We start from the raw sequence: 24,345 nt of genomic DNA on the forward strand, positions 1-24,345 counted from the left end.
AATAGTCCATTCTTGAAACGACATATTTGGAGAGCCACATGTTTGCAATCCCTGAACAATTTTCGAATGCCACCAAGGCCAGCCTGGAATCCCAATTCGCCCTGTTTTCGGCACTGACGTCGAAGACCTTCGAAGGCGTGGAAAAGCTGGTTGAACTGAACATCAGCACCGCGCGCTCGACCCTGGAAGATTCGTCGACTGCCGCTCGCCAGCTGCTGAGCGCCAAGGACCCACAAGAATTCTTCTCGCTGACCGCCTCGCAGGCCCAGCCGAACGCCGAGAAAGCCCTGTCGTACAGCCGCCAGCTGGCATCGATCGCCACCGGCACCGGCGCCGAGTTCTCGAAAGCCGCCGAAAGCCAGATCGTCGAAGCCAACCGCAAGGTCATCTCGCTGGTCGATGAAGTGAGCAAGAACGCCCCGGCCGGTTCGGAAAGCTTCGTCGCCGCCGTCAAGACCGCGATCAGCAACGCCAACGCCGGCTACGAGCAGTTCAGCAAGACCTCCAAGCAGGCGGTCGAAGCGCTGGAAAGCAATATGAACGCCGCCGTGTCGCAATTTTCTGCGACTGCTGCGAAGGCTGGCAATGCTGCCAGCGCTGCCACGGCTGCCGCTGCGGCCTAAGCTGCGGCTGGTCAAATAAGAAAGGCCGGGGACGCAATCGCGTCGCCGGCCTTTTCATTTCTGCCCAGCGATCCTACTCGCCGAGGTACGCCGCCTGCACCCGCGGATCGTTCAGCATATCGCGCGCATTGCCGGTCATGGTGATCGCGCCCGAATCCATCACGTAGCCGCGGTGCGCGGCCTGCAGCGCCAGCTTGGCGTTCTGCTCCACCAGCAGGATCGTGATGCCTTGCTGCGACACGTCGCGGATCACCTCGAAGATCTTCTCGACCATGATCGGGGCCAGGCCCATCGACGGCTCGTCCAGCAGCAGCAGGGTCGGATGGCTCATCAACGCGCGCGCCATCGCCAGCATCTGCTGCTCGCCGCCCGACAGGGTGCCGGCCAGCTGGCCGGCGCGCTCCTTCAAGCGCGGGAAGACCGTGTACCACTTCTCGATGTCGGCATCGATCGCGGCCTTGTCGTCGCGCGTGTAAGCGCCCATCAACAGGTTTTCGTGGATCGACATGCGGGTGAACACGCCCCGCCCTTCCGGCACCATGGCCAGCTTCTGGCGCACCATGCGGAACGACTGCGTGCCGCGCAGCGGCTGGCCCAGATACTCGATCGATCCCTCGACCTTGCACGGCGGGAGGGTGCCGGTGATGGCTTTCAAGGTCGTGGTCTTGCCGGCGCCGTTGGCGCCGATCAGCGTCACCAGCTCGCCTTTCGCCACCTCGAGGTCGACACCCTTGACCGCCTTGATGCCGCCGTAGGCGACCTTCAGGCCGGCGATTTTCAGAACCGGATCAAGCATCAGTGGGCACCTCCAAGATAGGCGTCGATCACGGCCTGGTTTTTCTGGATCTCGGCCGGCAGGCCTTCGGCGATCTGCTTGCCGTATTCGAGCACCGTGATGCGGTCGCACAGGCCCATCATGAGCTTGACGTCGTGCTCGATCAGCAGCACGGTCCGGCCCTCGGCCTTGATTTTTACGAGCAGCTCGCGCAGCGCCAGCTTTTCGGTGGCGTTCATGCCGGCCGCCGGTTCGTCCAGCGCCAGGAGCTTTGGATCGGTGGCCAGCGCGCGCGCGATTTCCAGGCGGCGCTGGTCGCCGTAGGACAGGAATTTCGCGGTGCGGTTGGCGAATTGGCCGATGCCGACGAAATCGAGCAATTCCTGGGCGCGCAGGCGGATCGCGGCCTCTTCTTCGCGCGCCGCCTTGTGGCGCAGGATCGCGCCCAGCACGCCCTGCTTCGTGCGCACGTGGCGTCCGACCATCACGTTCTCGAGCGCGCTCATCTCGCCGAACAGGCGGATGTTCTGGAAGGTGCGGGCGATGCCCGCCCTGGCCACGTCATGCGGCGCCGACGGCGAATACGGCTTGCCGGCCAGCGCGAAGGTGCCGCTGTCCGGTTGATACAGGCCCGTGATCACGTTGAAGAACGTGGTCTTGCCGGCGCCGTTGGGACCGATCAGGCCATAGATCTGGCCCTGCATGATCCGGATGCCGACGTCGGTCAGCGCCTGCAGGCCGCCGAAGCGTTTATTCACGCCCTGGATATCGAGGAGGATTTGTTCGCTCATGGTCTCACTCATCATGCGGTCGACGCCTCTTCTTCCTCGCGCGCCAGGGCGGCATTGGGACGCTCTTCCTTGTTCGGCGACGGCCACAGGCCGGCCGGGCGGATCAGCATGATCAGCACCAGGGCCAGGCCGTACAGCAGCTGGCGCAGCACCTCGGCCTCGATGATCACCTTGCCGAACACGGCCTGTTGAAGCGGATCGACCACGTGGCGCAGCACCTCGGGCAAGGCGGCCAGCAGCACGCCGCCCAGCACCACGCCCGGGATGTGGCCGATCCCGCCCAGGACCACCATCGCCAGCACCGCGATCGACTCGGTCAGGGAAAAGGATTCAGGAGAGACGAAGCCCTGGAAGGCGCCGAACATCGCGCCGGCCACGCCGCCGAACGAAGCGCCCATCGCGAAGGCCAGCAGCTTGACGTTGCGGGTATTGATGCCCATCGCCTTGGCCGCGATCTCGTCCTCGCGGATCGCCACCCAGGCCCGGCCCAGGCGCGAATGCTGCAGGCGGCCGGTGATGAAGATCGTCGCGATCACCATGGCCAGGAACAGGAAGTAATAGGCGTTCACCGACGGCATCGCATAGTCGCCGATCATGACGTTGGCGCCGGAGCCCGGCTCGCCCGCCAGCGACACGCCGAACACGCGGATCGGGTCGATCATATTGATCCCCTGCGGCCCGTTGGTGAAGTTGATCGGGTCGTTCAGGTTGTTCATGAAGATACGGATGATCTCGCCGAAGCCGAGCGTCACGATGGCGAGGTAGTCGCCGCGCAGCTTGAGGGTCGGGGCACCCAGCAGCGCGCCGCACAGCGCGGCGCACAGCGCCGCCAGCGGCACGATGGCCCACAGCGACAGGTGGATGCCGTTCTCCGCGATCTCGGGACCGAAGAAGGCCACCAGCGCTTCGCCGATCGCCGGCGAATAATAGATGAGCGACTCCAGCAGCGCCGCGAACTGCGGCGACGAGAACAGGCCGACCAGGTAGGCGCCGACCGCGAAGAACGCGATATAGCCGAGGTCGAGCAGGCCCGCGAAGCCGACCACGATGTTCAGGCCCAGCGCCAGCATGATGTACAGCAGCGCGATGTCGATGATGCGCACCCACGAGTTGCCAAACTGCGATGCGACGAAGGGGAAGATCAGCATCAGGGTCAAGACCGCCGCCATGCTGATATAGGCCTGGCGCGGCTTGTGCTGGGTGTCGAAGGTCAGGAGTGCCATGGTGTGCTCCTCGTGGTCAGGCGCGGTCGGCCACGCGTTCGCCCATGATGCCGGACGGTCGCAGGGTCAGGACCAGGATCAGCACCACGAAGGCGAAGATGTCCTGGTAGTGGCTGCCGAGGAAGCCGCCGGTCAGGTCGCCGATGTAGCCGGCGCCGAGCGCCTCGATGATCCCCAGCAGCAGGCCGCCGAGCATGGCGCCATAGATGTTGCCGATCCCGCCCAGCACCGCGGCGCAGAAGGCCTTCAGGCCCGGCAGCACGCCCATGGTGAAGGTGATCGAGGCGTAGTTGGCGCCCCACATCACGCCGGCGACGGCTGCCAGCGCGGCGCCGATGGCGAAGGTGGCTACGATCACGCGATCCGCGTCCACGCCCATCAGGCCGGCCACGCGCGGATTTTCGGCCACGGCGCGCATCGCGCGGCCCATTTTCGTGCGCTCGACCAGCAGCACCAGGGCGCCCATGGCGACGGCCGCCAGCACCAGCAGCAGCACTTGCGTCTGCGAGATCATGGCGCCGCCGACCATGATCGGTTCGGACGACAGCAGTTGCGGGAACGGGAGCGGGCTGCGGCCCCAGATCATCATGGCGAAGGTCTGCAGCAGGATCGAGACGCCGATCGCCGTGATCAGGGGCGCCAGGCGCGGCGCATGGCGCAGGCGGCGGTAGGCGACGCGCTCGATCAGAATGCTGACCAGCATGGTGAGGGGAATCGCGCCGAGGATGGCGCAAGCCAGCTGCACATAGCCCGGCAGGCCGGGAATGTACGCCTCGAGCAATTGCAGGATCGTCAGGCCGATCATGGCGCCGATCATCAGCACGTCGCCGTGGGCGAAGTTGATCAGGTTGAGCACGCCGTACACCATCGTGTAGCCGAGCGCGACCAGCGCATACATACTGCCCAGCACCAGGCCGTTCAGCAGCTGTTGAATAAAGGTTTCCATCGTTCTGCCTGTGTATTTTTTGCCTTGCAAAAAAACGGCACCGCAGGATCCCTCCCGAAGTGCCGCTCATGGTTGGCTACCATGACAATTTTCCGAGCGCCGCCATCATAACTTGGCTATTGGAAAACTTATCACGGTAAATCCGTGCAGTAGCAAATTTTTGTTTTATGTCTGTACGAAAAATAAAGTTCAGGCTGCTGGCGAAGATGGCTCAGGACGTACGCCGTCCAGTCCTTTCGGCAGCGGGAAGGTCACGTGTTCCTCGACGCCCTCGAGCGCGCGCACGCTGGCCGCGCCCAGTTCCTTCAAGCGGTCGATCACGGCCTGCACCAGCACCTCGGGCGCCGAGGCGCCGGCGGTCACGCCGATCCGCTTCTTGCCCTCGATCCAGCTGGGGTCGATCTTGCCGGCGTTGTCGACCATATAGGCCGGCGTGCCCATTTTTTCGGCCACTTCGCGCAGGCGGTTCGAGTTCGAGCTGTTCGGGCTGCCCACGACGACCACGACCTCGACCTGCGGCGCCATGAACTTCACGGCTTCCTGGCGGTTGGTGGTGGCGTAGCAGATGTCGCCCTTCTTCGGCTCGATGATGTCGGGGAAGCGCGCCTTGAGCGCGGCGATGATGTCCAGGGTGTCGTCGACCGACAGGGTGGTCTGCGACACGTAGGCCAGCAGCTCGGGGTTACGCACCTGCAGCTTCTGCACGTCCTCGACCGTCTCGACCAGGTGCATGCCTTCTTCGGCCTGGCCCATGGTGCCTTCGACTTCCGGGTGGCCGTCGTGGCCGATCATGATGATCTCGGCGCCCTGCTTCCTCATCTTCGCGACCTCGACGTGGACCTTGGTCACCAGCGGGCAGGTGGCATCAAAAATGGTGAGCCCGCGCGCCTCGGCGTCGGCGCGCACGGCCTTCGAGACGCCGTGGGCCGAGAACACCAGCGTGTTGCCGGGCGGGACGTCTTCGAGTTCTTCGATGAAGATCGCGCCCTTGGCACGCAGGTCTTCGACCACGTAGGCGTTGTGCACGATTTCGTGGCGCACGTAGATCGGCGCGCCGAATTGGGTCAGGGCGCGCTCGACGATCTCGATCGCGCGGTCCACGCCGGCGCAGAAGCCGCGCGGCTGGGCCAGCAGAATTTCGTTTTCCATCATTGTTCCTGTCGTTCTTACAGAACCGAAATCAGTTTGACTTCGAATTGCAGGGCGCGGCCGGCCATCGGGTGGTTGAAATCGAACAGGGCCGCATCGTCGCGCATTTCCAGCAGGACGCCGGCGAAGCGGCCGCCCTTCGGCGCATTGAACTCGACCACCTCGCCCACGTTGTATTCCGTGCCCGGCACCGAATTCTCTTCCAGCGTTGCCTTCGATACCGATTGGATCAGCTCCGGGTTACGTTCGCCGAACGCTTCCGCAGCGCTGAGCTCGAAGGTCTGGTGCATGCCTTCCGGCAGGCCGATCAGGCGCTGCTCGAGGAAGGGCGCCAACTGGCCCTGGCCCAGCAGCAAGGTGGCGGGCGTGCCATTGAAGGTCGTGACCACATCGGAACCGCCGGCGACGGCCAGGCGGTAATGCAGGGTCAGGTAAGAGGATTCGTTGACGACGGGAGCAGCGTTGGACATGTTCTTAGCGTGGCAAGCAGAGCTGATGGGGCAAAGCGCTATTGTAAGCCACGCGCGCGGCTTGCGCCGCCGCTGCCTGTTTTTTTGGCGACACATCAACGGGGATGGCAGCCGCGCGCCCGCCCCTCCTGCATCTGATCCCAGGTACAGGACGTAGCTCTCACTTTCGACCAACCGATACAGGGAGCCTCATGAAAAAAATTGCCATTGGGGGCGCCGGCCAGGTTGGCCTGCAGCTCGGCTTCGAATTGCTGTCGCACGGTTGCGAGGTGACGCTCTACACCGACCGCAGCTCGCAACAGGTGCTGAACGGTCCGACCGGCCCGATCGCCATCCAGTTTCATCCGCGCACCGTCATCGAGCAGGAGCTGGGACTGGATTTCTGGTCCACCTACGACGGCGCCCGCATCGACACGACGGTGATGAAGCTGTTCTCGCCCGACGGCGAAAAAGTCCTGCAGGCCGGCGCCATGCTGTCGTCGCCGGCGCAGGCGATCGACCTGCGCCTGAAGTATGCGACCTGGCTGATGGAATTTCCCCGCCGCGGCGGCTCGGTCGTGGTCGGGCCGGCGGACCTGGCCTTGCTGGAACAGGCGGCCGCCACGCACGATGCCGTATTCGTCACCACCGGAAACAACACCTTCCAGGAACTGTTCCCGCGCGATCCGGAACGCTCCGAACTCGACCGGCCCTATCGCCACCTGACCCTGTTCTTTGCGAAAAACTGCGTGATGGATCCCGACATCGACCCGGCCATCCACGTGAACGGCTTGAACAGCATCGCCGGCGTCGGCGAGTGCCTGTTCTACAACTTCCTCGATCGCGACCTCACCAGGACCTGGGTGTTGCTGTTCGAAGGCGTGCCGGGCGGCCCGCTCGACCTGCTGGAGCACAGCGGGAGCGTACGCGCGCAGTTCGCGCAGGTGCGGCGCTACCTCGAAGAGGCCTGCCCGCAGGTGCATGCGATGATCGCGTCGGCCGAGCTGGTTGAGCACGAAACCATGCAGGGGGCGATCACCCCCAGCGTGAGGCATGCTGTGGGCCGGCTCCCGTCCGGCAAGGTAGCGATGGCGCTGGGCGACGCCCTGGTGAGCTACGACCCGATGACCGCGCAAGGCCTGAACGCGGCCTCGCGCATCGCCCACCACGTCGCCCAGGCGGTCCGGGAGGCGCCCGATGCGGTCTTCGATGCGCAGTGGATCGATACAGTATTCCGCGACTACTGGAAGACGGCCCGCCACGGTTTCCACCTGACCCGGGATTTCGTGACGCAACTGCAGCCGCACCAGCAACTGGCGCTGTACGCCGCCAGCCTCATCCCCGAGATCGCCAGCGATGTGTTCGATAATGCCGGCGAGATGGAAAAAATCTATGCCTGGTTCGGAGATGCCGATGCGACCATGGCCTACCTCAAGGGAAAGGGCTTTACGCCAGAGCCGGCTGCCGGCTGATGACTCGCTGCGGGCGCGGCTATCGCAGCCGCCGCGTCGGCGTCCAGAGCGGCATCAAGCAGGTCCTTGTCGTGCCCGGCATGCCGGTCCCGGCAAACCGCTATCGTGACGCAGGCGGCCGGCGCCCTGGCTGCCGCTCACTTTGGCGAGGAGTCATATGGGAATTTGCGACTGGCCCGAGCAGGACCGTCCGCGCGAGCGCCTGCTGCGCGATGGACCGCATGCGCTGTCGGATACCGAGTTGCTGGCCATCTTCCTGCGCGTGGGCGTGGCCGGCAAAAGCGCGGTGACCCTGGCGGGCGATACGCTGGCGCACTTCGGTTCGCTGCACCGGCTATTGCATGCCGAGTCGGGCGAATTCGGTCGCCTGCACGGCCTGGGACCGGCCAAGTATGCGCAACTGCAGGCCGCGCTCGAGCTGGCGCGGCGCGCGGTGGCCGAACAGTTCCGGCGCGAGGCGCTGTGCTCGCCCGAGGCGGTGCGCCACTATCTGCGCAGCCAGTTCGCGCTGCAGACCCATGAATCGTTCATGGTGCTGTTCCTGGACGTCAAGAATCGATTGATCAATTGCGAGGAAATGTTCAGGGGCACGCTGACCCACACCAGCGTCTATCCGCGCGAGGTGGTCAAGGCGGCGCTGCGGCGCAATGCCGCGGCGGTGATCCTGGCGCACAACCACCCGTCCGGCGTGGCCGAGCCGAGCGAAGCCGACCTGCGGCTCACCAGCGCCCTGGTGCAGGCGCTGTCGCTGGTCGACATCCGGGTGCTGGACCACTTCGTGGTGGCGGGCAACCAGGTGCATTCCTTTGCCGAGAGTGGGCAGTTGTGACGGATAAACCTCGGCAGCACTCCACCCGCGTCCTTACGCGGGCTGTCGCGTTTGCTTGAAATTACACAGCGTAAACAGCGAGTTACGACACTCATCAGGAATTGTTAAATTTTTCCACCAATCAAAGACACCTTTGTTTTTCGTAAGTGATTGATTCCGCTTTGCTTTTCACGCTATACTCTCGTTTTTCCAATTCTGGAACATATTTAAGGAGTGCACTATGGCACGTGTTTGCCAAGTAACCGGCAAGGGTGTGATGGTTGGTAACAACGTCTCCCACGCTAACAACAAAACGAAGCGTCGTTTCCTGCCTAACCTGCAGAACCGTCGTATCTACGTCGAATCCGAAAACCGCTGGGTTTCGCTGCGTCTGTCGAACGCCGGCCTGCGCGTGATCGACAAGCTCGGCATCGACGCCGTGCTGGCCGACATGCGCGCCCGTGGCGAAAAAGTTTAATTAGGGAGCTATCATGGCAAAAACTGGCCGCGACAAAATCAAGCTGGAATCGACCGCAGGTACCGGTCACTTCTACACCACCACCAAGAACAAGCGCACGATGCCGGCGAAGATGGAAATCACCAAATTCGACCCGAAAGCACGTAAGCACGTGATCTACAAGGAAACCAAGATCAAGTAATCGATCTTGTCTTCTTGACGAAGCCGCCGGCGCGCAAGCCCGGCGGCTTTTTTGTCGTCCCGCCGATCCGCGCTACCATCGGGGGATGACCAGTCCGCCTTCCTCCCCCACCTTCGTTCCCATCCCCAGCCAAGACCGTCTCGACGCCCTCGATGTATTGCGCGGCTTCGCGCTGATCGGCATCTGCATCGCCAACGTCGAATTCTTCAACCGTCCCGTGGCCGAAACCGGCAACGGCATCCCGGCCGGATTGCAGGGCCTGGACTGGCTGGTGGCCTTCATCGTCGCGTATTTTGTCAGCGGCAAGTTCTGGACCATTTTCTCGCTGCTGTTCGGCATGGGTTTCGCCCTGATGCTGGAACGGGCGCGCACGGCCGAACGCCCCTTCCTGCCCGCCTACGGCCGCCGGATCGCCGTCCTGGGCCTGTTCGGCCTGCTGCACTACCTGCTGCTGTGGAGCGGCGACATCCTGATCAGCTATGCGATCGGCGCGCTGGCCCTGATGCTGATGCTGTTCGCCAGGGGGCGCCCGATGATCGGCGCAATAGCCGCGTGCTTCCTGCTGGCACAGTTGCCGGGCTTCGGCTTCGCCGGCTGGCTGGTCACGCCGCTCGTGTTCACCGGCCTGGTGGGCGTGTACCTGCGCAGCGAGCAGCGCGCGCTGTTCCCGCTGGTGGCGATCGTCCCGGGCAGCCTGATGCTGCTGGCCGCCGTGCTCAACTTCCTTGGCGGCACGGGCGATATGGGGGCGCTGCTGGCGATCGGCGCCGTCCTCGTGCTGCTGGGCCTGCTGGCCTGGAGCTTCCCCCAGCCGCAGGTGGCGCGGCCGCTGCGCGCCGGCATCGCGATCTTCATGCTCACCTATGGCCTGACCGCGCTCGATGGAGGCATCCGCCACTTCGCGCCCCAGCTGGCGCCGGCGTCCAGCATCAGCGCCACCGGCGAAGAGACCGATGCCGCCTCCGCCACCCTGTTGCAATACCGCGAACGCACGGCGCGCAGCATCGAAGAGAAGGAGGTGCTCACCAACGGCAGCTATGCGGACGCGGTCGCGATGCGCCTGGGCCACCTGGAGGCGCGGATGCGCGACGAAACCGGCTTCGTGGTGGTCGGCGTGAGCGTGTTCCTGGTCGGGGTCTGGTTCGTACGCTCGGGCGTGATCGCCAACGCCGGCCGCCATCTGCCCTTGTTCAGGCGCCTGGCCGTGGGCGGGATCGGCCTCGGGGTCGGGCTGGGCCTGCTCAGCAGCCTGATCAGCACCGGCCGTCCTCCCGGCGCCGACGACGGCGGCTATGACCTGGCGAACGCCTTGATGACCGTGGGCAGCCTGCCCGCCTCGCTCGGCTACGTCGCGGCGGTGCTGCTGGCGCTGTACAGCAAGGGCATGCTGGCCCGGGTGCACATCCTGGCGCCATTCGGGCGTATGGCTTTGAGCAATTACCTGATGCAGTCGCTCGTGTTTTCCCTGCTGTTCTATGCCCACGGGCTGGGGCTGTGGGGTCTCGGCAGAACGGAGCAGGTCGTCATCGCGCTACTGCTGTGCGCGCTACAGATCGTGTTCAGCCACTGGTGGCTGGCGCGCTTCCAGTACGGGCCGCTCGAGTGGGTATGGCGGGCGCTGACTTACCTGACGTGGCCGCCGATGCGGCGTAGCGCGTAAGGCACAAACGACAACGGCTTCCGAAGAAGCCGTTGTTGTTACCATCTACCGACCGCCAGGATCAGGCATAGGTGCGCAGGCGGATCGAAAAGTCCTGCAGCGCCTTGATCTTCGATGCTTCGGCGCGGTTGCACCAGTCCTGCAGCTGGTGCAGCAGCTGGTCGCGGGTCGAATGCGAACGTTCCCAGATCGCGCCCAGTTCCACGCGCATATTGTGCATGGTTTCCAGCGCCTTGCTGTGCTGGAACAGCTCGACCAGTTGCTGCTTCTGCGACGATTCCAGCTTGGCCGGCTCGCGCTGCATCAGCTTGCGCGAGCTTTTCAGGAAGCGCGATTCCAGTTGCGCCTTGTGCTTGAGGTGCTCGAATTCTTCGTGGAAGGCGTGGCGCACCGACTTGGCATACTTGGCCATCACGTCGTAGCGGTTGGCGATCACCGACTGCAGCGTGTCGAAGTCGGCTTGCGCCTTGTCCTTGGCCAGCTTCGGCTTCGGCGCCACCTTCTTGACCTTGGCCAGCTTGAGCATCTCGAGCATGCGGATATAGCCCCAGCCCAGGTCGAACTCATACCACTTGCTCGACAGCTTGGCCGAGGTGGCATAGGTGTGGTGGTTGTTGTGCAGCTCTTCGCCGCCGATCAGGATGCCCCACGGGAAGATATTGGTCGCGGCATCGTTGCAATCGTAGTTGCGGTAACCCCACCAGTGGCCCAGGCCATTGATGATGCCGGCGGCCGTGATCGGGATCCACATCATCTGGATCGCCCACACGGTCAGGCCGAGCACGCCGAACAGGGCGACGTTGATCACCAGCAGCGAAGCCACGCCCAGCGTGCTGCGGCCGGTGTACACATGGCGCTCGATCCAGTCGTCCGGCGTGCCATGGCCATACTTCTCCATGGTTTCCTTGACCTTGCTCTCGGCACGGTACAGCTCGGCGCCTTCGAACAGCACCTTGCGGATGCCGCGCGTCTGCGGGCTGTGCGGATCTTCTTCGGTGTCGCACTTGGCGTGGTGCTTGCGGTGGATCGACGCCCATTCCTTGGTGACCTGGCCGGTGGTCAGCCACAGCCAGAAGCGGAAGAAGTGGCTCGGGATCGGATGCAGGTCGAGCGCACGGTGCGCCTGGTGACGATGCAGGTAGATCGTCACGGCGGCGATCGTGATATGGGTGACCACCAGCGTGTAGATCACGACTTGCCATGCCGAGAAATCGAGCAGGCCGGTGGACAGGAACGACAGCACGGCGTGCAGGGCGTCGTCAAAGAAATTCATTCAGTCTCCAAAGGGCTTATCCAATGTGCAACCACTGTGACCGCACATCTACAACCCGGGCATTTTACGTGGTTCTACTGCCGCACGGCAGTTTTACTTGCCCAAATTTGCGCCAGCCCCAGTGGCATCGTCGAGTGGCGTACGCGCCACTACCTTGCTGATATGGGCGTCGAGCAGACGCGTATCCATCGACGGATGTCCGAGTTTGATCGCGCCGGACTGCACAAGTGCGTAGATCTTGCGATTCACTTCGGAGATCGGACCGCCCTGCCCGTTCTCGGGGTCGCCCAGCCAGAAGCCCACTTCGAGCTCGTAGCCGTCGGCCACGAAGGCATTGAGCAGCACGTTCGGCGCCGGCGTCTCGAGCACGCGCGCCACGCCCTTCGGCTGCTCTTCCAGCAGCGGCATCACCACGGACAGGTCGCTGTCATAGGACACGACCAGCTTGGTGACCGCGCGCACGTTGCGGTTGGTGCCCGACTGGTTCAGTACCACGCCCGTGATCAGCATCTCGTTCGGCAGCAGGGTTTGCGTGCCGTCGGAACCGCGCAACACGGTGTAGCGCGTATTGATGCGCGCCACCTTGCCGGAATACTTGTCCAGCGTGATCGGATCGCCGATCGACAGGCTGCGCTCGAACAGGATGATGAAACCGGACACGTAATTACTGGCAATGCGTTGCATGCCCAGACCGAGACCGACGCCCAGCGCGCCGCCGAACACCGACAGCACGGTCAGGTCGAGCCCGGCCAGCGACAGGCTGAACAGTACAGCGACCAGGATCAGGGCCGCGCGGCCCACGCGCGCCATCGCCACCCTGAGCGAGCTGTGCATGCGCTCGAAGCCCATCAGGCGTTCTTCGAGCGCGGCGCCGGCCCACAGCGCCAGCATCATGAGCACGACGATCGAGATCGCGCCCTGCAGCAGGTCGGCGATCGAAATCTTGTTCTTGCCGACCGGAAGGACGGTATTCTCGAGCGCCCGCATCACGTCCGGCAGGACCCCGGTCAGGTGCAGGGCGACGACGATCCAGACCACGAAGGCGAACACCTTCTCGAAGGTCTGCAACGCCGCCCCCACCTGTCCGCGCCGCGCGAAGGCGCGCCGCAGCAGGTAGAAGAAGGTGCGGATCACCGCCAGCGAGATGAACAGCGGCAGCGCCACGCGCAGCAGCGACACGCCCTGGTATTGCGCCAGCACGGTCTTGGCCAGCGCCAGCAGCCCGACGGTCAGGAGCGGCCACAGCACGCGGCTGAAGCTGCCCAGGCCGACACTGATCAGGCCGTCCGTCTGGGCCCGGTCTTTCAGCAGCGAACGGTGGATCAGCCGCGCCAGGCCCCAGCCCACCGCCACGCACAGGGCAAGGGCAACGATCTGCCAGGCGATGGCGGGACGGCGGGCGTCGTCCAGCAGGACGCTCAGCAGGTCTGACAGCGGCATCGGGACTCCTTTTACTCGACGTCCGCGTCCGCCTCGTCGGCGACGGCGGCCTTGGCGGGCTTGGCCAGCGCCTTGCGCTGCAGGACGGCGGCGAAGAAGCCGTCCGTTTGATGCTTGTGCGGCAGCAGTTTCAGGTAGTTGTCCATTTCGAGCGGGATTTTTTGCTCGGCCAGCACCTGGCTCATCGGCACCAGTTCGAAGTCGGCGTGATTGGCCAGGAAGCCTTCGACGATGACGTCGTTCTCTTCGTTCAGCAGGCTGCAGGTGGCGTACACCAGGCGGCCGCCGTTCTTGACCAGGCGCGACGCCGCGTCCAGGATCGACGCTTGCTTCTCCTGCATCTCGGCGACGGCGCCCGGCTGCTGGCGCCATTTGACGTCCGGGTTGCGGCGCAGGGTGCCCAGGCCCGAGCACGGCGCGTCGACCAGCACGCGGTCGATCTTGCCTGCCAGGCGTTTGACCTTGGCATCGCGCTCATGCGCGATCACCACCGGATGCACGTTCGACAGGCCGCTGCGCGCCATGCGCGGCTTCAGCTTGGTCAGGCGTTTTTCCGAGACGTCGAAGGCGTACAGGCGGCCGGTATTGCGCATCAGCGCACCCAGGGCCAGCGTCTTGCCGCCGGCGCCGGCGCAGAAGTCGACCACCATCTCGCCGCGGCGCGCGCCGACGATCTGGGCCAGCACCTGGCTGCCCTCGTCCTGCACCTCGATCGCGCCTTCCTTGAACAGCGGCAGGTTCTGCAGCGCCGGCTTCTTCTGCACGCGCAGGCCCAGCGGCGCGAACGGCATCGGCTCGGCCACGATCGGCGCTTGCGCCAGCTGGGCGATCACGTCGTCGCGCTCGGCCTTGATGGAATTGACGCGCAGGTCCAGCGGCGCCGGGGTGTTCAGCACGGCCGCCAGTTCGAGCGCCTCCTGCTCGCCGAACTGGGCCACCAGCTTGTCGAACAGCCATTGCGGCAGGTTCGCGCGGATCGGGCCCGGCAGCAGGTTGCGGTCGACTTCCTTGATGCGGGTGAGGAAATCGGTCTCGTCTTCGGTGAGGCCGCCAATGCTGTCGATGCCGACGGTCTCGGCCAGACCCAGCAGGGCCAGCTTGCGCATCGACGGCGTGTTGCCATGGCCGGCGAAGTCGGTGAAGAACGATTTATTGCGCAGCACGGCGTACACGGCTTCGGCGATGACGCCGCGCTCGCGGCCGCCGAAGCGTGGGTTGTCCTTGAAGAAGCGCGACAGGGTGACGTCGGCAGGCGAAGTAAAACGGAGAATCTCGCGCAAGACTTCTTCGGTCTTGGCGACGATCGCTGGAGGCAATCTCATGTAAATCCTTGATTAAATACTGATGGCGTCGGCCTGGGAGCGATCCATGGACTCGACGATGCGCACCGCGCCGTCTTCGATGACCAGGCGGTCTTCGATGAACAGGCGTACGGCGCGTGGGTAGATCTTGTGTTCCTCGGCCAGCAGGCGCGCAGCCAGCAGGTCCGGTGTGTCGCCCGGCAGGACGGGGATCCTGGCCTGCAGCACCGACGGGCCATGATCGAGTTCGGCGGTGACGAAGTGCACGGTTGCGCCGTGCTCAAGCATGCCGGCGTCGAGCGCCTGCTGGTGCGTGTGCAGCCCCGGGAACAGGGGCAGCAGCGACGGGTGGATGTTCAACATCCGGCCCGCATAGTGCTCCACGAATGGCGCGGTCAGGATGCGCATGAAGCCGGCCAGCACGACCAGGTCGGGCTGGAAGGTGTCGATGACTTCCTGCAATTTGGCGTCGAATTCGGCGCGGGTGGCGAACTCCTTGTTCGACACCACGGCGGTCGGGATGCCGCGCGACTGGGCAAACGCCAGGCCGCCGGCATCCGGCTTGTTGCTGATCACCGCTGCAATACGGGCCGGCCAGCTTTCCGCCTGGGCCGCGCGCACGACCGCTTCCATATTGCTTCCGCGGCCGGAAATGAGGATCACGATGTTTTTCATAGCCGGCATTGTACCGTAACGCCGGCTGCCGACCGCAGCCCTTCGGGTCCCTCAAGGGACGGGTTTCAGAGGAATCAGGCGGTCGGCGGGACCGTCGCGAACGAGTAGAACACGCGGAACGGCACTTTTTTCTCGGCCCAGAATTCGGCCGCGTCGCGGAACACGTCGAGCAGGTTTTCGCGCGCTTCCTTGTCGAACTTCTGAGCGCTCGGCAACTGCTCGAGCACCACGATGAAGCCCGGCTGCGGGCCGGCTTCGTGGATCGTCTCGGTCAGGCAGGTGCGCAGCGCATCGAAATTCTTGCTGCACGGTTTGGGGAAATAAAAATTCTCGCCGATGCGGGCGCAGACCTGCTGCTTGGTGAGCGTATTGGCGCAGTGTGCATACAAGAAGTGATGACCGAGGCGCCCGGCCTCCTGTTGCAAATCGCCAACGTTAAACGCGCGAATCGCTTGAACAAGATTTGGCGCCACTCTCATCAACAAACTCATTTTTTCCTCAAATCGACCTGTCAATAACGCGCCATGGCGCCACCCCTCGCGGCGCTGGGTAGCGCTGCTGCTTCTTACCTCGCTGTCGTTGCTATACGCCAATAAGTCCATGATTTGTGTAAGGGTAACGTTTTGTGGTATTGGAAGCAACCCAAATGTGAGTTTCAGATGCCTATTTGTAAGAATCGGTAGGTACATATGTGACGCAGAAACACCTATTCAGGGGCCGGTTTCATTCTGGCGCGAGTTGTTCCATGCTTTATTCGCTGTTACATTTTGTTGCCACGCGGATTCGATGGTTTTTTGCGATAGGCGTACCATCGAGTCTGTAACGAATCGACGAACCAAGTCGCACCACTCAACGAGGTACTACCATGAACTTGCAAGCCAAACTGATCATCTCGGCACTCGGCATCGCCACCCTGCCACTGGCCCAGGCCGCCGACTTCGAAGACTTCGGCCGCGTGGTGCGCGTCGAGCCGCGTGTCGAGCAAGTCCGCACCCCGCGCCAGGAATGCCGTACCGAATACGTGCAAGTACCGGTGCAGCAGGAACGCGGCGCCGGTGGCACGATCATCGGCGGTATCGCCGGCGCCCTGCTGGGCAGCCAGGTCGGCAGCGGCAACGGTAAGGTCGCCGCATCGGCAGCGGGCGCGATCGCCGGCGCCATGGTGGGCGACCGCGTCCAGAACAATGGCCGTCCGGTCGGCAACTCGGTGCAAGAACAGGCCGTGCAGCAATGCCGCACCGTGGAAGCGATCGAATCGCGCACCGCCGGCTACAACGTGACCTATGAATACCGTGGCCAGACCTATACGTCGCTGATGAGCCGCGATCCGGGCAACCGCGTGCGCCTGCGCGTCTCGGTCGAGCCGCTGGACAGCTACAATGGCCAGCAGGCATACAGCCAGTACTGATCGTCGTACCGTTAGAAATCGAGCAACGCGGCCCAAGTGGCCGCGTTGTTGCATTCGGAGCCGAGCTTGCGCTGGGGGAACCCATCCCCCGATAATAGGGCGATTCCACCAGGCTTCTCTATGCTCATCAAACGCAAATCCATCGAACAAGTCGAATCCTCGCGCCGTCCGGCGCGCAAACCGAAATTCGCACCCGTCACGCTGTCCGAACAGGACGGTGTCCGTTACCTCCACTTCGGCACCGAATGGGTACAAGGCGCGATGCGCATCCGCAAGCCCGACTGGCCCGAGCTCGAATACGCGCAGCAGATGATGGCGTGGATGCTGTTCATCGAGGCGCCGCAAGCCATCGCCCAGCTCGGCCTGGGGACGGCCGCCCTGACCAAGTTCTGCTATCGCCAATTCCTTGATGCGAGCGTGACCGCCGTTGAACTCAACGAATCCGTGATCGCGATCTGCAACTCGATGTTCAAGCTGCCTCCCGAGGACGAGCGCCTGCGCGTACTGGAGATGGATGCGCTCGACTTCGTCGAGGATCCGGCCAACCACGAGGCCTTTGACGTCCTGCAGTGCGATCTGTACGACGCTACCGCGCGTGGCCCGGTGCTCGACACACCCGAGTTCTACCAGGCCTGCGCCGCCTGCCTGACACAGGATGGCATCATGACCGTCAACCTGTTCGGCGACCACCCGAGCTTCGCCAAGAACCTGAAGGCGATGAAGTTCGCCTTCGGCCACGTGATCTGCCTGCCCGAGGTACACGACGGGAATGTGGTGGCGCTGTGCTTCAAGACCCGCCCCACGCTCGACAAGGACGCGCTCGCGGCGCGCGCCGCGCAGATCGTGGCGCAGACCAAGCTGCCTGCCAAATCCTGGGTCAAGGGATTGCTCGCCACCGATTGACCATTCAGCCAGGGCCACCGTGAACGCCATCCCGCAAAAACCCGCCAGCCTGCGCAAGCTCGACCTGCAATCGATTTTCTCGTGGCTGCTGGCCGACGGGATCGTCACCAAGGATAAAGTCAAAGCCGATTTCGCCCAGGCCCAGGCGATATTGAAGAATGCGCCGGGCATCATGCATCCGCTGACGGCGGTGGCGCAGTGCAAACTGGTATCAAGCCTGCCGCCGCACCGACTGCTGACGCTGGATGTGCTGACCGAATGGTGCGCGGCCAAGGTCGGCCTGCCCTTCATTCGCATCGACCCGCTCAAGATCGATTTCACGAAAGTGGCGGACGTGATGTCGGCCAGCTATGCGGCGCGATTCAATATCCTGCCGGTGGAAATGACGCCGACCACGCTCGTGGTGGCGACGGCCGATCCGGCGCTGACCGAATGGGAAGCCGAGATCGCCAAGGTCTCGCGCCGCCGCATCGAGCTCGTATTGGCCAATCCGCTCGACATCGCCCAGTATATTTCGCAGTTCTTCGCGCTGGCCAAGTCGATCCGCGACGCGAGCCGCAGCAGCGGGCAGGACGTCGCGATGCGCAACAACTTCGAGCAGCTGGTCGAACTGGGAAAATCGAACAAGCAGTTCGACGCCAACGACCAGCACATCGTCAATATCGTCGACTGGCTGTGGGGCTATGCCTTCGAGCAGCGTGCCTCGGATATCCACCTCGAACCCAAGCGCGAATTCGCCACCGTGCGTTTTCGTATCGATGGCGTGCTGCACCAGGTTTATCAGGTGCCGGCGGCGGTAATGATCGCGATGACCGCGCGCATCAAGCTGCTGGGGCGGATGGACGTGATCGAAAAACGCCGGCCGCAGGATGGCCGCATCAAGACACGCACTGCTGGAGGCCAGGAAGTCGAATTGCGGCTGTCGACGATGCCGACCGCGTTCGGCGAAAAGCTGGTGATGCGTATTTTCGATCCGGACGTCGTCGTCAAAACGTTGCCGGAACTGGGTTTTCCGCCTGACGATGCGCAGCGCTGGGATGGGCTGACTCGCCGTCCGCACGGCATCATTCTCGTGACCGGGCCGACGGGATCGGGCAAGACCACGACGCTGTACACGACGCTCAAGGCGCTGGCGACCAGCGAAGTGAATGTGTGCACGGTCGAGGATCCGATCGAGATGGTGGAACCGGCATTCAACCAGATGCAGGTGCAGCCGGGGATCGACCTGTCGTTTGCCGATGGCGTGCGTTCGCTGATGCGGCAAGACCCCGACATCATCATGGTGGGCGAGATCCGCGACCTGGAAACGGCCGAGATGGCGATCCAGGCGGCGCTGACCGGACACCTGGTGTTTTCGACCCTGCATACCAACGATGCGCCGTCGGCGGTGGTGCGCCTGCTGGAACTGGGCGTGCCGGATTATCTGCTGGAGGCGACCTTGATCGGCGTGATGGCGCAGCGGCTGGTCCGTACGCTCTGCCCTGTGTGCAAGGCGCCGGGTGGGGAATTGAGCGATGAGGTATGGGACAGCATCGGCGGGGCGTGGAAGATCGCGAAGCCTGCGACCGTGTATCGGGCGGTGGGGTGTCCGGAGTGCCGGCAGACCGGGTATCGGGGGCGGACCGGGATTTATGAGCTGCTGACGGTGAGCGAAGGGTTCGGGCGTTTGATTCGTGAATCGGGCGAGATGCGGGCCTTGCGCGAGCAGAGCGTGAAGGATGGGATGAAGCCGCTGCGCATTGCGGGCGCGATGAAGGTGATCGAAGGAGTGACGACGGCGGATGAGGTGCTGAAGGTGACGTCGGCGCTGTCGTGAACGTTGCTTGTATGGAGAATGTTGAACGGCCCTAGCGCAAACCGGAATCGCCGGCTATAATGCTGCCTCTTCGGGTCGTTAGCTCAGTTGGTAGAGCAGCGGACTTTTAATCCGTTGGTCGCGTGTTCGAGCCACGCACGGCCTACCAGAATATGTTGTAGCAAAGAAGGCGTTGCGAGTGATCGTGACGCCTTTTTTGTTTTTCAAAGTCGACTGAACTATTATTGGAAAAACAGATAGTCGGTGCGACAAATAGAATCTACAGTTGCATCCTCAGACCAACTACTTCACTTAGCAAAACGCTGCCCGTGATGAAGCACTCTTCCTATTTCTCTTGAAATTCCGCCAAGCCAATACCAGCGACCAAACAAAAAACCTCAGCCCACTGTGATGCCTTTAGCGCCATTAGTGTGAGCAGCAAAACGTAATTTTTCATCTCCGCCAACATAAATTACACGCGGGTCGGAGGGATATGTTGCATCCCTGCCAAAACCGGCAAGAGAATCATGCACATATTGCTCAAAGATCCGATTAATGACCACATCCGGATTTTTCTCTACTCGGAATATCTCATCCTCATAGGAATCTACCAAGCCTTGATAATGTGGCCGTAGATTACTCTTGGTGTACTTACCATTCTTTGATTGCAATAACGAACGAATGGACTGTGCATCATCAAGTAGTTGGCAGTCATAAAGTGGAGTCAGTGAATAAACCCTGGACATGTCTGGTATGGCATCGCGCTCAGCCTTCATTTTGAAATATTCGTGTTTCCTCGCCGCCACCTCAGCCTTTGCTTTTTCAATCATATCACTTGATGGTGCCATTGCATCGCTCGCTCCTCTGGCGGCGATCAAAGTTTTTTCGGCTGCTCCAAGTTGCTGCTCAAGTGCCTTGAGCTTCGACTCGCACGCAGCTCTCTCGCTCCTGAACCTCTCTCCCTCATTCCGCAATGATTCAGAGAAGCCATTCTTTTCTTTCGCATTCCGCCTCATGCACTGAAAGCGCCAGGCCAAGTAAAATTTCATATGCCGATTAAAACCTTCTCCAAGGGTAGCGGCACTCCCGACAGCTTGCATGTATTTGTTAAACGCCTCACGAAGATCACTGCTTGTACGAAAGTCCTCAAGAATCAGCCGACCTTCAGGCTGCATCGGCACGCCCTTCGATACTGCAAAATCGTACATGTGACGCAGAGGTATCAGACTCAAGCTCTCGTCCTCCAATAATGATTTTGCGCCTTCTCCCGCCGCATATCCTCCACCTACGTCCGAGTGAGCACCAGGATAGATTACCTCAAAAAAGTGGGCGGGCTTTACAATACGCCCGTCCCTCATAACACTGATACTATCGAGAGGAAACGAGTTGCGTATCTCATGAGCAGCAACGAAATGCCGGACTTCCTCGACACTTTCATGGATTTCCAACTTTTCCGCCCAAGAACTGTGTCCTGCATTTTTCCCGGGAGCTGGATCTGCCCCAGGTACCCTACCATCAGAAAACGCCAGTCTTACCGGACGAGTGTCGGCGTAATCTTCCGCCCTCTCATCTAGCATGCCCCTCACATCTGACATCATCGGATTATAATAATCTGTGTTATTCTGGCTCATCGGCTGCCCTACCGATGCCACGGTATCGAATAATCCCATGAAGGAGAATCGTACTGGCCAGCTCCCCTGTCTCAGAACCCACTTTCGATCGGTGAATTTGCAGCGAGTTTCCATGAGGGCATTGACAAAAGCCCGAGCCAATGCAGCTCCGCGACTGAATCCAAATACTGCAACGCTGATTTCCTCAATAGCATTCGCTGGAGCAACAGCCCTGAGAATCGGCAATTTTAAGTATCTATCAAATTCTTCCAACGCAAAACGAAGACGGGCCTCACCCATGGCTCCAAACGCTGCTCCTGTTACGGTTCCACCGGGATCTCTGATCTCACGAAAATATGTTCCGATCCCAGGTATATAAATCGAGTGAAGACCGTTCGCTGCGTTAGTCGCCAGATGAGCGCGATACAACCGCGCAATATTGCTGTGCTTTTGCAATCTCATATCTGCTTCTAGATTATTGCCGGTCCCGTCAAAAAAGAACGAGAACCAAATCCTTTGTCGGCACTTCGAAGGTTGAGCATTCCTTTTGATTTCGGCAGAAATATTAGCAACAGCATTCGATATGGGGGAAGCTTGATACGTAGTTTGAGGCATTGTCGCAGGAGCTTTTGCCGAAAAATCGACAGCATCTCGCAGATCTGCTGCTGACTTTCTTGAGGCCGGTGATTTAGTATCGCCAACGTTTGAATTATCGGGATTTTTTCTCATCCTTACACCTCAAAAAAATGCTCTGATCCTTGCGATCTTCATCAAGGTGAATTTCAGGATGAGACATGAACTCCGTCACCTTGACTTTCACGGAACCATCGGCATAGAAATGTGTCTCTAAATAAGCCGGGGCTGAACTGGTGGGTGGATCTAAATAGGCAAGCGCTTCCTTATAATGAAAAATTCGTCGTTCACCGATGCGCCCTGTCGAACTCTTCACTGGATAGGTGCATCCATCAACTTGCCACTTGACCTTTACCGCTACCCTCTCACGCTGAGTTTTCGATATCCTTGTGCAACATACAACTCCACTACCCCCGCTGGTCGGTGAACTCAAGTGCACGTGTCCGCCTCCTGAGCCATCCACTGAGTAATGGTCTATGAGCCGGTCGGTGTAATTGAAACCAATTAGCCCTAATGTAAAATACTCACCAGCATCGCTTTCTTCTACCACCTTTCCTCCTGTCGCCTCCTTCGCCACGACGCCGCTCATCAACAACTCGATTAAAAACGTCGAAATCAAAGCAAGACAGAACAAGAGTTTTTTTGATGCCATTTTATGCACACCTCTCTAGACGTTAACTTCACCATTACTCAGAAGAATTTTCAAATTATTGACATCATTGGACCTTAGATACCCAACCGATTTTTCATACACCTCTATGGAGATTATTCCTTTTACATAGAACAATCTGATCATTGTGTACAGCGACATCTGCAATACTGATCCGATTTTTTCACTCCTTGCCTCCATAACACTCTCAGAGACAAATCCATATTGCGATTCACACGGGATCTCGGAAAACGGATCAGGAATACTTGATCTCAGTGAATTCAATATTTGGTCGATCTCGGAAGCCGCTAGCAGGTGATCTTCCTGCTCCTGGCTCAGTACAACAGGTTTTTCGCTAGGCTTAGCCGTTCCATAAATATTTGTGACTTGCGCAATCTGCCCTGATCGATTAACGTAATGCCACGAACTAACTACACCAAGAAAATCCTCTTTCTGCTCCCGTGTCAGGATATTGAACAGACTCTCAAACACACGGGGGTCGAAAAAGCGCAGCATGGCTTCGACACCGCCTGCGAGAGTAGTATGCAGGCGCTTGCCAAGTTCCCTTGCCAAACATGTCAAATCTAGCGGCGAGACGAGCATCATTACTGACGAAGAGTAAGTCCCGCGCTGCTTTAACCAGTCAAATATAAGACGGGACAACCTGATTTTCCCTCCACTGGCAGCTAGAACGAGGATGGGAGCCGCCTCCAGAGCAACTTCCTCTTTAGTTCGATCAAACAAGCTCATCCACTCTTTCGTATTGCATTTCAACTGTTGAGATAATCCGGGCAATCCACCGTGATCAAGCAGAAGAAAAATATTTTCTTGAGGTCTGGATTCGAGTAATTTTGCCGTTACACTTCTGAAATCAATACATTTGCTCATGCCGACCTCAAAACAAATGGGGCACCCGCGCTGCGCGCTCGTATCAGACACTCTACGCAGATGGTGGCTGGTAAGGTTGGCAATGGATAATCCAGCTGGTCTGCCCCACTCAAGCTCTTCTTCCCTGCATGTATAGCAATCTTTCCCGGGCACAAGACATTGACGTTTCCGCCGTCGATGACGATGTTCGCGCCGCCTGCAGTCGACAAACTGATGCTCTTTGCCGCTGCCCAATCGATGTGCGCATTCGCACTCATTACGCTCACTTCGTCGCGCGCTTGAATCTTCAGCTCATCACCATGAACCTGAATATCGATTGCCTCCCGTGCTGCGATCAACTGCAAACCTGCACCGTCTGCATCAGCCTTGACTGTTCCACCGAGCATTCCGATAACCTGACCAGAATGGATGAAAATCCGACCGCCGCTGATAGACTGCGCATCTCGCCCAGCTATCATCGAAACGGTCTCGCCATTCATTATTTGTAAGCTCTGCCCCGCATTCACTCCCATTCCGTTTTTGGCGGCAATTGCAACCATCGGGGCGGCCAGTGTCGACGTACCCGAACCACCCTCGGCCTTGTCAAACCGACGTATATCGACGTTGCCCGACAACGCGGCAAATATTGCGTTCATAGGCGCCATATTCTGATCCAGCACACTCGAACCTGCCTTCGCCGCCCCTGCATATGCCGCCAACCCCACGGTATTATGATTCGTCGCCGCCCGATGAAAAACTTCAGCCATCTTCACCGCCTGCTCTACGAGCCCCACGCCATCCGCATTCTCGCTAGCTGCATCCCGCACAGCAGCCCCATGATTGATCCCGTAACTCGAAATCAGAAGGCCTCCGCCCGCCTTTACGGCGCCATACTCATCCGTCCGCAATTCGGCCCCCAGCCCGCGAAAACTCCCCCGATAGTTATCCGCCGAATGAACCAAATGCCCCAGATTCAACTCGGTCGCCGCATGACTACACCTGAGCTGCACCCTCCCCTGCCCATCGGTATCGTCGAACAGCAATTGGCTGTACCCCGAACCACCAAACTCCTTGCTCCGAATCCCCCACTGTGCCGCGCCATTGCGATGTCCTTCGGTAATCCCCCCATTTTTAGAGCACGCTAAAAGTAGAGGTTAAGCGGCGAGCGCCAATTTCTGTTTTGGCGTAATACCGCCGAGCGCCATGTTAGGCCGGTCGTGATTGTAGGTCCACAAC

24 protein-coding genes and 1 tRNA gene are annotated in these 24,345 nt (G+C 60.8%); 10 read left to right on the forward strand and 15 right to left on the reverse strand.

Going from position 1 to position 24,345, the window contains the following annotated elements:
* Positions 1 to 38: 38 nt before the first annotated feature.
* Complete coding sequence (locus tag J3U95_RS13950) at positions 39 to 623, forward strand: phasin family protein (RefSeq protein WP_208279173.1); 585 nt, start codon at positions 39 to 41, stop codon at positions 621 to 623.
* Between the two features lie 73 nt (positions 624 to 696).
* On the opposite strand, the gene J3U95_RS13955 is transcribed toward J3U95_RS13950, so the two are convergent.
* From J3U95_RS13955 to J3U95_RS13980, 6 genes are all read right to left on the reverse strand, one after another.
* A complete protein-coding gene (locus tag J3U95_RS13955; RefSeq protein WP_208279174.1) occupies positions 697 to 1,419 on the reverse strand; it encodes an ABC transporter ATP-binding protein in 723 nt (240 codons plus the stop codon).
* On the reverse strand, positions 1,419 to 2,189 hold the full coding sequence (locus tag J3U95_RS13960; RefSeq protein ID WP_208279175.1) for an ABC transporter ATP-binding protein: 771 nt from the start codon (positions 2,187 to 2,189) through the stop codon (positions 1,419 to 1,421). Before J3U95_RS13960 ends, J3U95_RS13955 begins: the two co-directional genes overlap by 1 nt.
* An 11-nt stretch (positions 2,190 to 2,200) precedes the next feature.
* The gene (locus J3U95_RS13965; protein WP_208279176.1) at positions 2,201 to 3,412 is read right to left on the reverse strand and encodes an ABC transporter permease subunit; all 1,212 of its coding nucleotides are present in this window, start codon (positions 3,410 to 3,412) and stop codon (positions 2,201 to 2,203) included.
* Positions 3,413 to 3,428: 16 nt separating this feature from the next.
* Positions 3,429 to 4,358: a branched-chain amino acid ABC transporter permease gene (locus J3U95_RS13970; protein ID WP_208279177.1), complete on the reverse strand. Its 930-nt coding sequence runs from the start codon at positions 4,356 to 4,358 to the stop codon at positions 3,429 to 3,431.
* A gap of 189 nt (positions 4,359 to 4,547) precedes the next feature.
* Positions 4,548 to 5,507, reverse strand: coding sequence for a 4-hydroxy-3-methylbut-2-enyl diphosphate reductase (gene ispH, locus J3U95_RS13975; protein WP_208279178.1), 960 nt, complete (start codon positions 5,505 to 5,507; stop codon positions 4,548 to 4,550).
* Between the two features lie 17 nt (positions 5,508 to 5,524).
* On the reverse strand, positions 5,525 to 5,977 hold the full coding sequence (locus tag J3U95_RS13980; RefSeq protein ID WP_208279179.1) for an FKBP-type peptidyl-prolyl cis-trans isomerase: 453 nt from the start codon (positions 5,975 to 5,977) through the stop codon (positions 5,525 to 5,527).
* A 191-nt stretch (positions 5,978 to 6,168) separates the two neighbouring features.
* Here J3U95_RS13980 and J3U95_RS13985 point away from each other — a divergent pair, with 191 nt between their 5' ends.
* From J3U95_RS13985 to J3U95_RS14005, 5 genes are all read left to right on the forward strand, one after another.
* Positions 6,169 to 7,428: a styrene monooxygenase/indole monooxygenase family protein gene (locus tag J3U95_RS13985; RefSeq protein WP_208279180.1), complete on the forward strand. Its 1,260-nt coding sequence runs from the start codon at positions 6,169 to 6,171 to the stop codon at positions 7,426 to 7,428.
* 157 nt (positions 7,429 to 7,585) lie between these two features.
* Positions 7,586 to 8,257 carry a RadC family protein gene (radC, locus tag J3U95_RS13990; protein ID WP_208279181.1) on the forward strand — a complete coding sequence of 224 codons (672 nt, stop codon included), beginning with the start codon at positions 7,586 to 7,588 and terminating at the stop codon, positions 8,255 to 8,257.
* Positions 8,258 to 8,477: 220 nt separating this feature from the next.
* Positions 8,478 to 8,714: a 50S ribosomal protein L28 gene (gene rpmB / locus J3U95_RS13995; protein ID WP_005665737.1), complete on the forward strand. Its 237-nt coding sequence runs from the start codon at positions 8,478 to 8,480 to the stop codon at positions 8,712 to 8,714.
* Positions 8,715 to 8,727: 13 nt separating this feature from the next.
* Complete coding sequence (gene rpmG, locus J3U95_RS14000) at positions 8,728 to 8,895, forward strand: 50S ribosomal protein L33 (protein WP_005665735.1); 168 nt, start codon at positions 8,728 to 8,730, stop codon at positions 8,893 to 8,895.
* 85 nt (positions 8,896 to 8,980) lie between these two features.
* Positions 8,981 to 10,555: a DUF418 domain-containing protein gene (locus tag J3U95_RS14005; protein WP_208279182.1), complete on the forward strand. Its 1,575-nt coding sequence runs from the start codon at positions 8,981 to 8,983 to the stop codon at positions 10,553 to 10,555.
* Between the two features lie 61 nt (positions 10,556 to 10,616).
* Here the strand turns inward: J3U95_RS14005 and J3U95_RS14010 are convergent, their stop codons facing one another.
* The 5 genes from J3U95_RS14010 to J3U95_RS14030 all read right to left on the reverse strand — a co-directional run bounded on the left by J3U95_RS14010 (position 10,617) and on the right by J3U95_RS14030 (position 15,846).
* Positions 10,617 to 11,828 (reverse strand): DesA family fatty acid desaturase, encoded by a 1,212-nt coding sequence (locus J3U95_RS14010; protein WP_208279183.1) that lies wholly within the window; start codon positions 11,826 to 11,828, stop codon positions 10,617 to 10,619.
* Positions 11,829 to 11,921: 93 nt separating this feature from the next.
* Positions 11,922 to 13,268 (reverse strand): mechanosensitive ion channel family protein, encoded by a 1,347-nt coding sequence (locus J3U95_RS14015; RefSeq protein WP_208279184.1) that lies wholly within the window; start codon positions 13,266 to 13,268, stop codon positions 11,922 to 11,924.
* Between the two features lie 11 nt (positions 13,269 to 13,279).
* A complete protein-coding gene (locus J3U95_RS14020) occupies positions 13,280 to 14,590 on the reverse strand; it encodes an RsmB/NOP family class I SAM-dependent RNA methyltransferase (protein ID WP_208279185.1) in 1,311 nt (436 codons plus the stop codon).
* A 12-nt stretch (positions 14,591 to 14,602) separates the two neighbouring features.
* Positions 14,603 to 15,244, reverse strand: coding sequence for a phosphoribosylglycinamide formyltransferase (purN, locus tag J3U95_RS14025; protein ID WP_208279186.1), 642 nt, complete (start codon positions 15,242 to 15,244; stop codon positions 14,603 to 14,605).
* Positions 15,245 to 15,318: 74 nt separating this feature from the next.
* Positions 15,319 to 15,846: a barstar family protein gene (locus tag J3U95_RS14030; protein ID WP_370661231.1), complete on the reverse strand. Its 528-nt coding sequence runs from the start codon at positions 15,844 to 15,846 to the stop codon at positions 15,319 to 15,321.
* A gap of 263 nt (positions 15,847 to 16,109) precedes the next feature.
* On the opposite strand from J3U95_RS14030, the gene J3U95_RS14035 reads away from it, so the two are divergent.
* From J3U95_RS14035 to J3U95_RS14050, 4 genes are all read left to right on the forward strand, one after another.
* The gene (locus J3U95_RS14035) at positions 16,110 to 16,652 is read left to right on the forward strand and encodes a glycine zipper 2TM domain-containing protein (RefSeq protein WP_208279187.1); all 543 of its coding nucleotides are present in this window, start codon (positions 16,110 to 16,112) and stop codon (positions 16,650 to 16,652) included.
* A 120-nt stretch (positions 16,653 to 16,772) separates the two neighbouring features.
* Complete coding sequence (locus tag J3U95_RS14040; protein ID WP_208279188.1) at positions 16,773 to 17,555, forward strand: spermine/spermidine synthase domain-containing protein; 783 nt, start codon at positions 16,773 to 16,775, stop codon at positions 17,553 to 17,555.
* Positions 17,556 to 17,574: 19 nt separating this feature from the next.
* Positions 17,575 to 19,371 carry a type IV pilus assembly ATPase TfpB gene (gene tfpB / locus J3U95_RS14045; RefSeq protein WP_208279189.1) on the forward strand — a complete coding sequence of 599 codons (1,797 nt, stop codon included), beginning with the start codon at positions 17,575 to 17,577 and terminating at the stop codon, positions 19,369 to 19,371.
* 72 nt (positions 19,372 to 19,443) lie between these two features.
* Positions 19,444 to 19,519 (forward strand) — tRNA-Lys (locus J3U95_RS14050).
* A 229-nt stretch (positions 19,520 to 19,748) separates the two neighbouring features.
* Here the strand turns inward: J3U95_RS14050 and J3U95_RS14055 are convergent.
* The 4 genes from J3U95_RS14055 to J3U95_RS28540 are packed head-to-tail and all read right to left on the reverse strand — an operon-like array spanning position 19,749 to position 24,230.
* Positions 19,749 to 21,689, reverse strand: coding sequence for a T6SS phospholipase effector Tle1-like catalytic domain-containing protein (locus J3U95_RS14055; protein WP_208279190.1), 1,941 nt, complete (start codon positions 21,687 to 21,689; stop codon positions 19,749 to 19,751).
* Entirely contained in the window at positions 21,670 to 22,245 is a 576-nt protein-coding gene (locus J3U95_RS14060; RefSeq protein WP_208279191.1) for a DUF3304 domain-containing protein, read from the reverse strand. The genes J3U95_RS14055 and J3U95_RS14060 overlap by 20 nt, the downstream gene beginning before the upstream one ends.
* A 15-nt stretch (positions 22,246 to 22,260) precedes the next feature.
* A complete protein-coding gene (locus J3U95_RS14065; RefSeq protein WP_208279192.1) occupies positions 22,261 to 23,130 on the reverse strand; it encodes a DUF4123 domain-containing protein in 870 nt (289 codons plus the stop codon).
* Entirely contained in the window at positions 23,127 to 24,230 is a 1,104-nt protein-coding gene (locus tag J3U95_RS28540; RefSeq protein ID WP_208279196.1) for a DUF2345 domain-containing protein, read from the reverse strand. Before J3U95_RS28540 ends, J3U95_RS14065 begins: the two co-directional genes overlap by 4 nt.
* Positions 24,231 to 24,345: the final 115 nt, after the last annotated feature.

The sequence above is a fragment of the Massilia oculi genome (assembly GCF_017582745.1).
Lineage (GTDB): Bacteria > Pseudomonadota > Gammaproteobacteria > Burkholderiales > Burkholderiaceae_D > Telluria > Telluria oculi_A.

Bases quoted from the DNA above. Each gene is read 5' to 3' on its own strand.
- J3U95_RS14065 (WP_208279192.1), bottom strand. From the start codon at position 23,130: ATGAGCAAATGTATTGATTTCAGAAGTGTAACGGCAAAATTACTCGAA.
- rpmB (WP_005665737.1), top strand. From the start codon at position 8,478: ATGGCACGTGTTTGCCAAGTAACCGGCAAGGGTGTGATGGTTGGTAAC.
- J3U95_RS14030 (WP_370661231.1), bottom strand. From the start codon at position 15,846: ATGGACTTATTGGCGTATAGCAACGACAGCGAGGTAAGAAGCAGCAGC.
- J3U95_RS14010 (WP_208279183.1), bottom strand. From the start codon at position 11,828: ATGAATTTCTTTGACGACGCCCTGCACGCCGTGCTGTCGTTCCTGTCC.
- J3U95_RS14015 (WP_208279184.1), bottom strand. From the start codon at position 13,268: ATGCCGCTGTCAGACCTGCTGAGCGTCCTGCTGGACGACGCCCGCCGT.
- J3U95_RS13950 (WP_208279173.1), top strand. From the start codon at position 39: ATGTTTGCAATCCCTGAACAATTTTCGAATGCCACCAAGGCCAGCCTG.
- J3U95_RS14005 (WP_208279182.1), top strand. From the start codon at position 8,981: ATGACCAGTCCGCCTTCCTCCCCCACCTTCGTTCCCATCCCCAGCCAA.
- J3U95_RS13980 (WP_208279179.1), bottom strand. From the start codon at position 5,977: ATGTCCAACGCTGCTCCCGTCGTCAACGAATCCTCTTACCTGACCCTG.
- J3U95_RS13970 (WP_208279177.1), bottom strand. From the start codon at position 4,358: ATGGAAACCTTTATTCAACAGCTGCTGAACGGCCTGGTGCTGGGCAGT.
- J3U95_RS13960 (WP_208279175.1), bottom strand. From the start codon at position 2,189: ATGAGCGAACAAATCCTCCTCGATATCCAGGGCGTGAATAAACGCTTC.
- purN (WP_208279186.1), bottom strand. From the start codon at position 15,244: ATGAAAAACATCGTGATCCTCATTTCCGGCCGCGGAAGCAATATGGAA.
- J3U95_RS14035 (WP_208279187.1), top strand. From the start codon at position 16,110: ATGAACTTGCAAGCCAAACTGATCATCTCGGCACTCGGCATCGCCACC.
- J3U95_RS14040 (WP_208279188.1), top strand. From the start codon at position 16,773: ATGCTCATCAAACGCAAATCCATCGAACAAGTCGAATCCTCGCGCCGT.
- radC (WP_208279181.1), top strand. From the start codon at position 7,586: ATGGGAATTTGCGACTGGCCCGAGCAGGACCGTCCGCGCGAGCGCCTG.
- ispH (WP_208279178.1), bottom strand. From the start codon at position 5,507: ATGGAAAACGAAATTCTGCTGGCCCAGCCGCGCGGCTTCTGCGCCGGC.
- J3U95_RS13985 (WP_208279180.1), top strand. From the start codon at position 6,169: ATGAAAAAAATTGCCATTGGGGGCGCCGGCCAGGTTGGCCTGCAGCTC.
- J3U95_RS14055 (WP_208279190.1), bottom strand. From the start codon at position 21,689: ATGAGAAAAAATCCCGATAATTCAAACGTTGGCGATACTAAATCACCG.
- J3U95_RS14020 (WP_208279185.1), bottom strand. From the start codon at position 14,590: ATGAGATTGCCTCCAGCGATCGTCGCCAAGACCGAAGAAGTCTTGCGC.
- J3U95_RS13955 (WP_208279174.1), bottom strand. From the start codon at position 1,419: ATGCTTGATCCGGTTCTGAAAATCGCCGGCCTGAAGGTCGCCTACGGC.
- rpmG (WP_005665735.1), top strand. From the start codon at position 8,728: ATGGCAAAAACTGGCCGCGACAAAATCAAGCTGGAATCGACCGCAGGT.
- J3U95_RS14060 (WP_208279191.1), bottom strand. From the start codon at position 22,245: ATGGCATCAAAAAAACTCTTGTTCTGTCTTGCTTTGATTTCGACGTTT.
- J3U95_RS13965 (WP_208279176.1), bottom strand. From the start codon at position 3,412: ATGGCACTCCTGACCTTCGACACCCAGCACAAGCCGCGCCAGGCCTAT.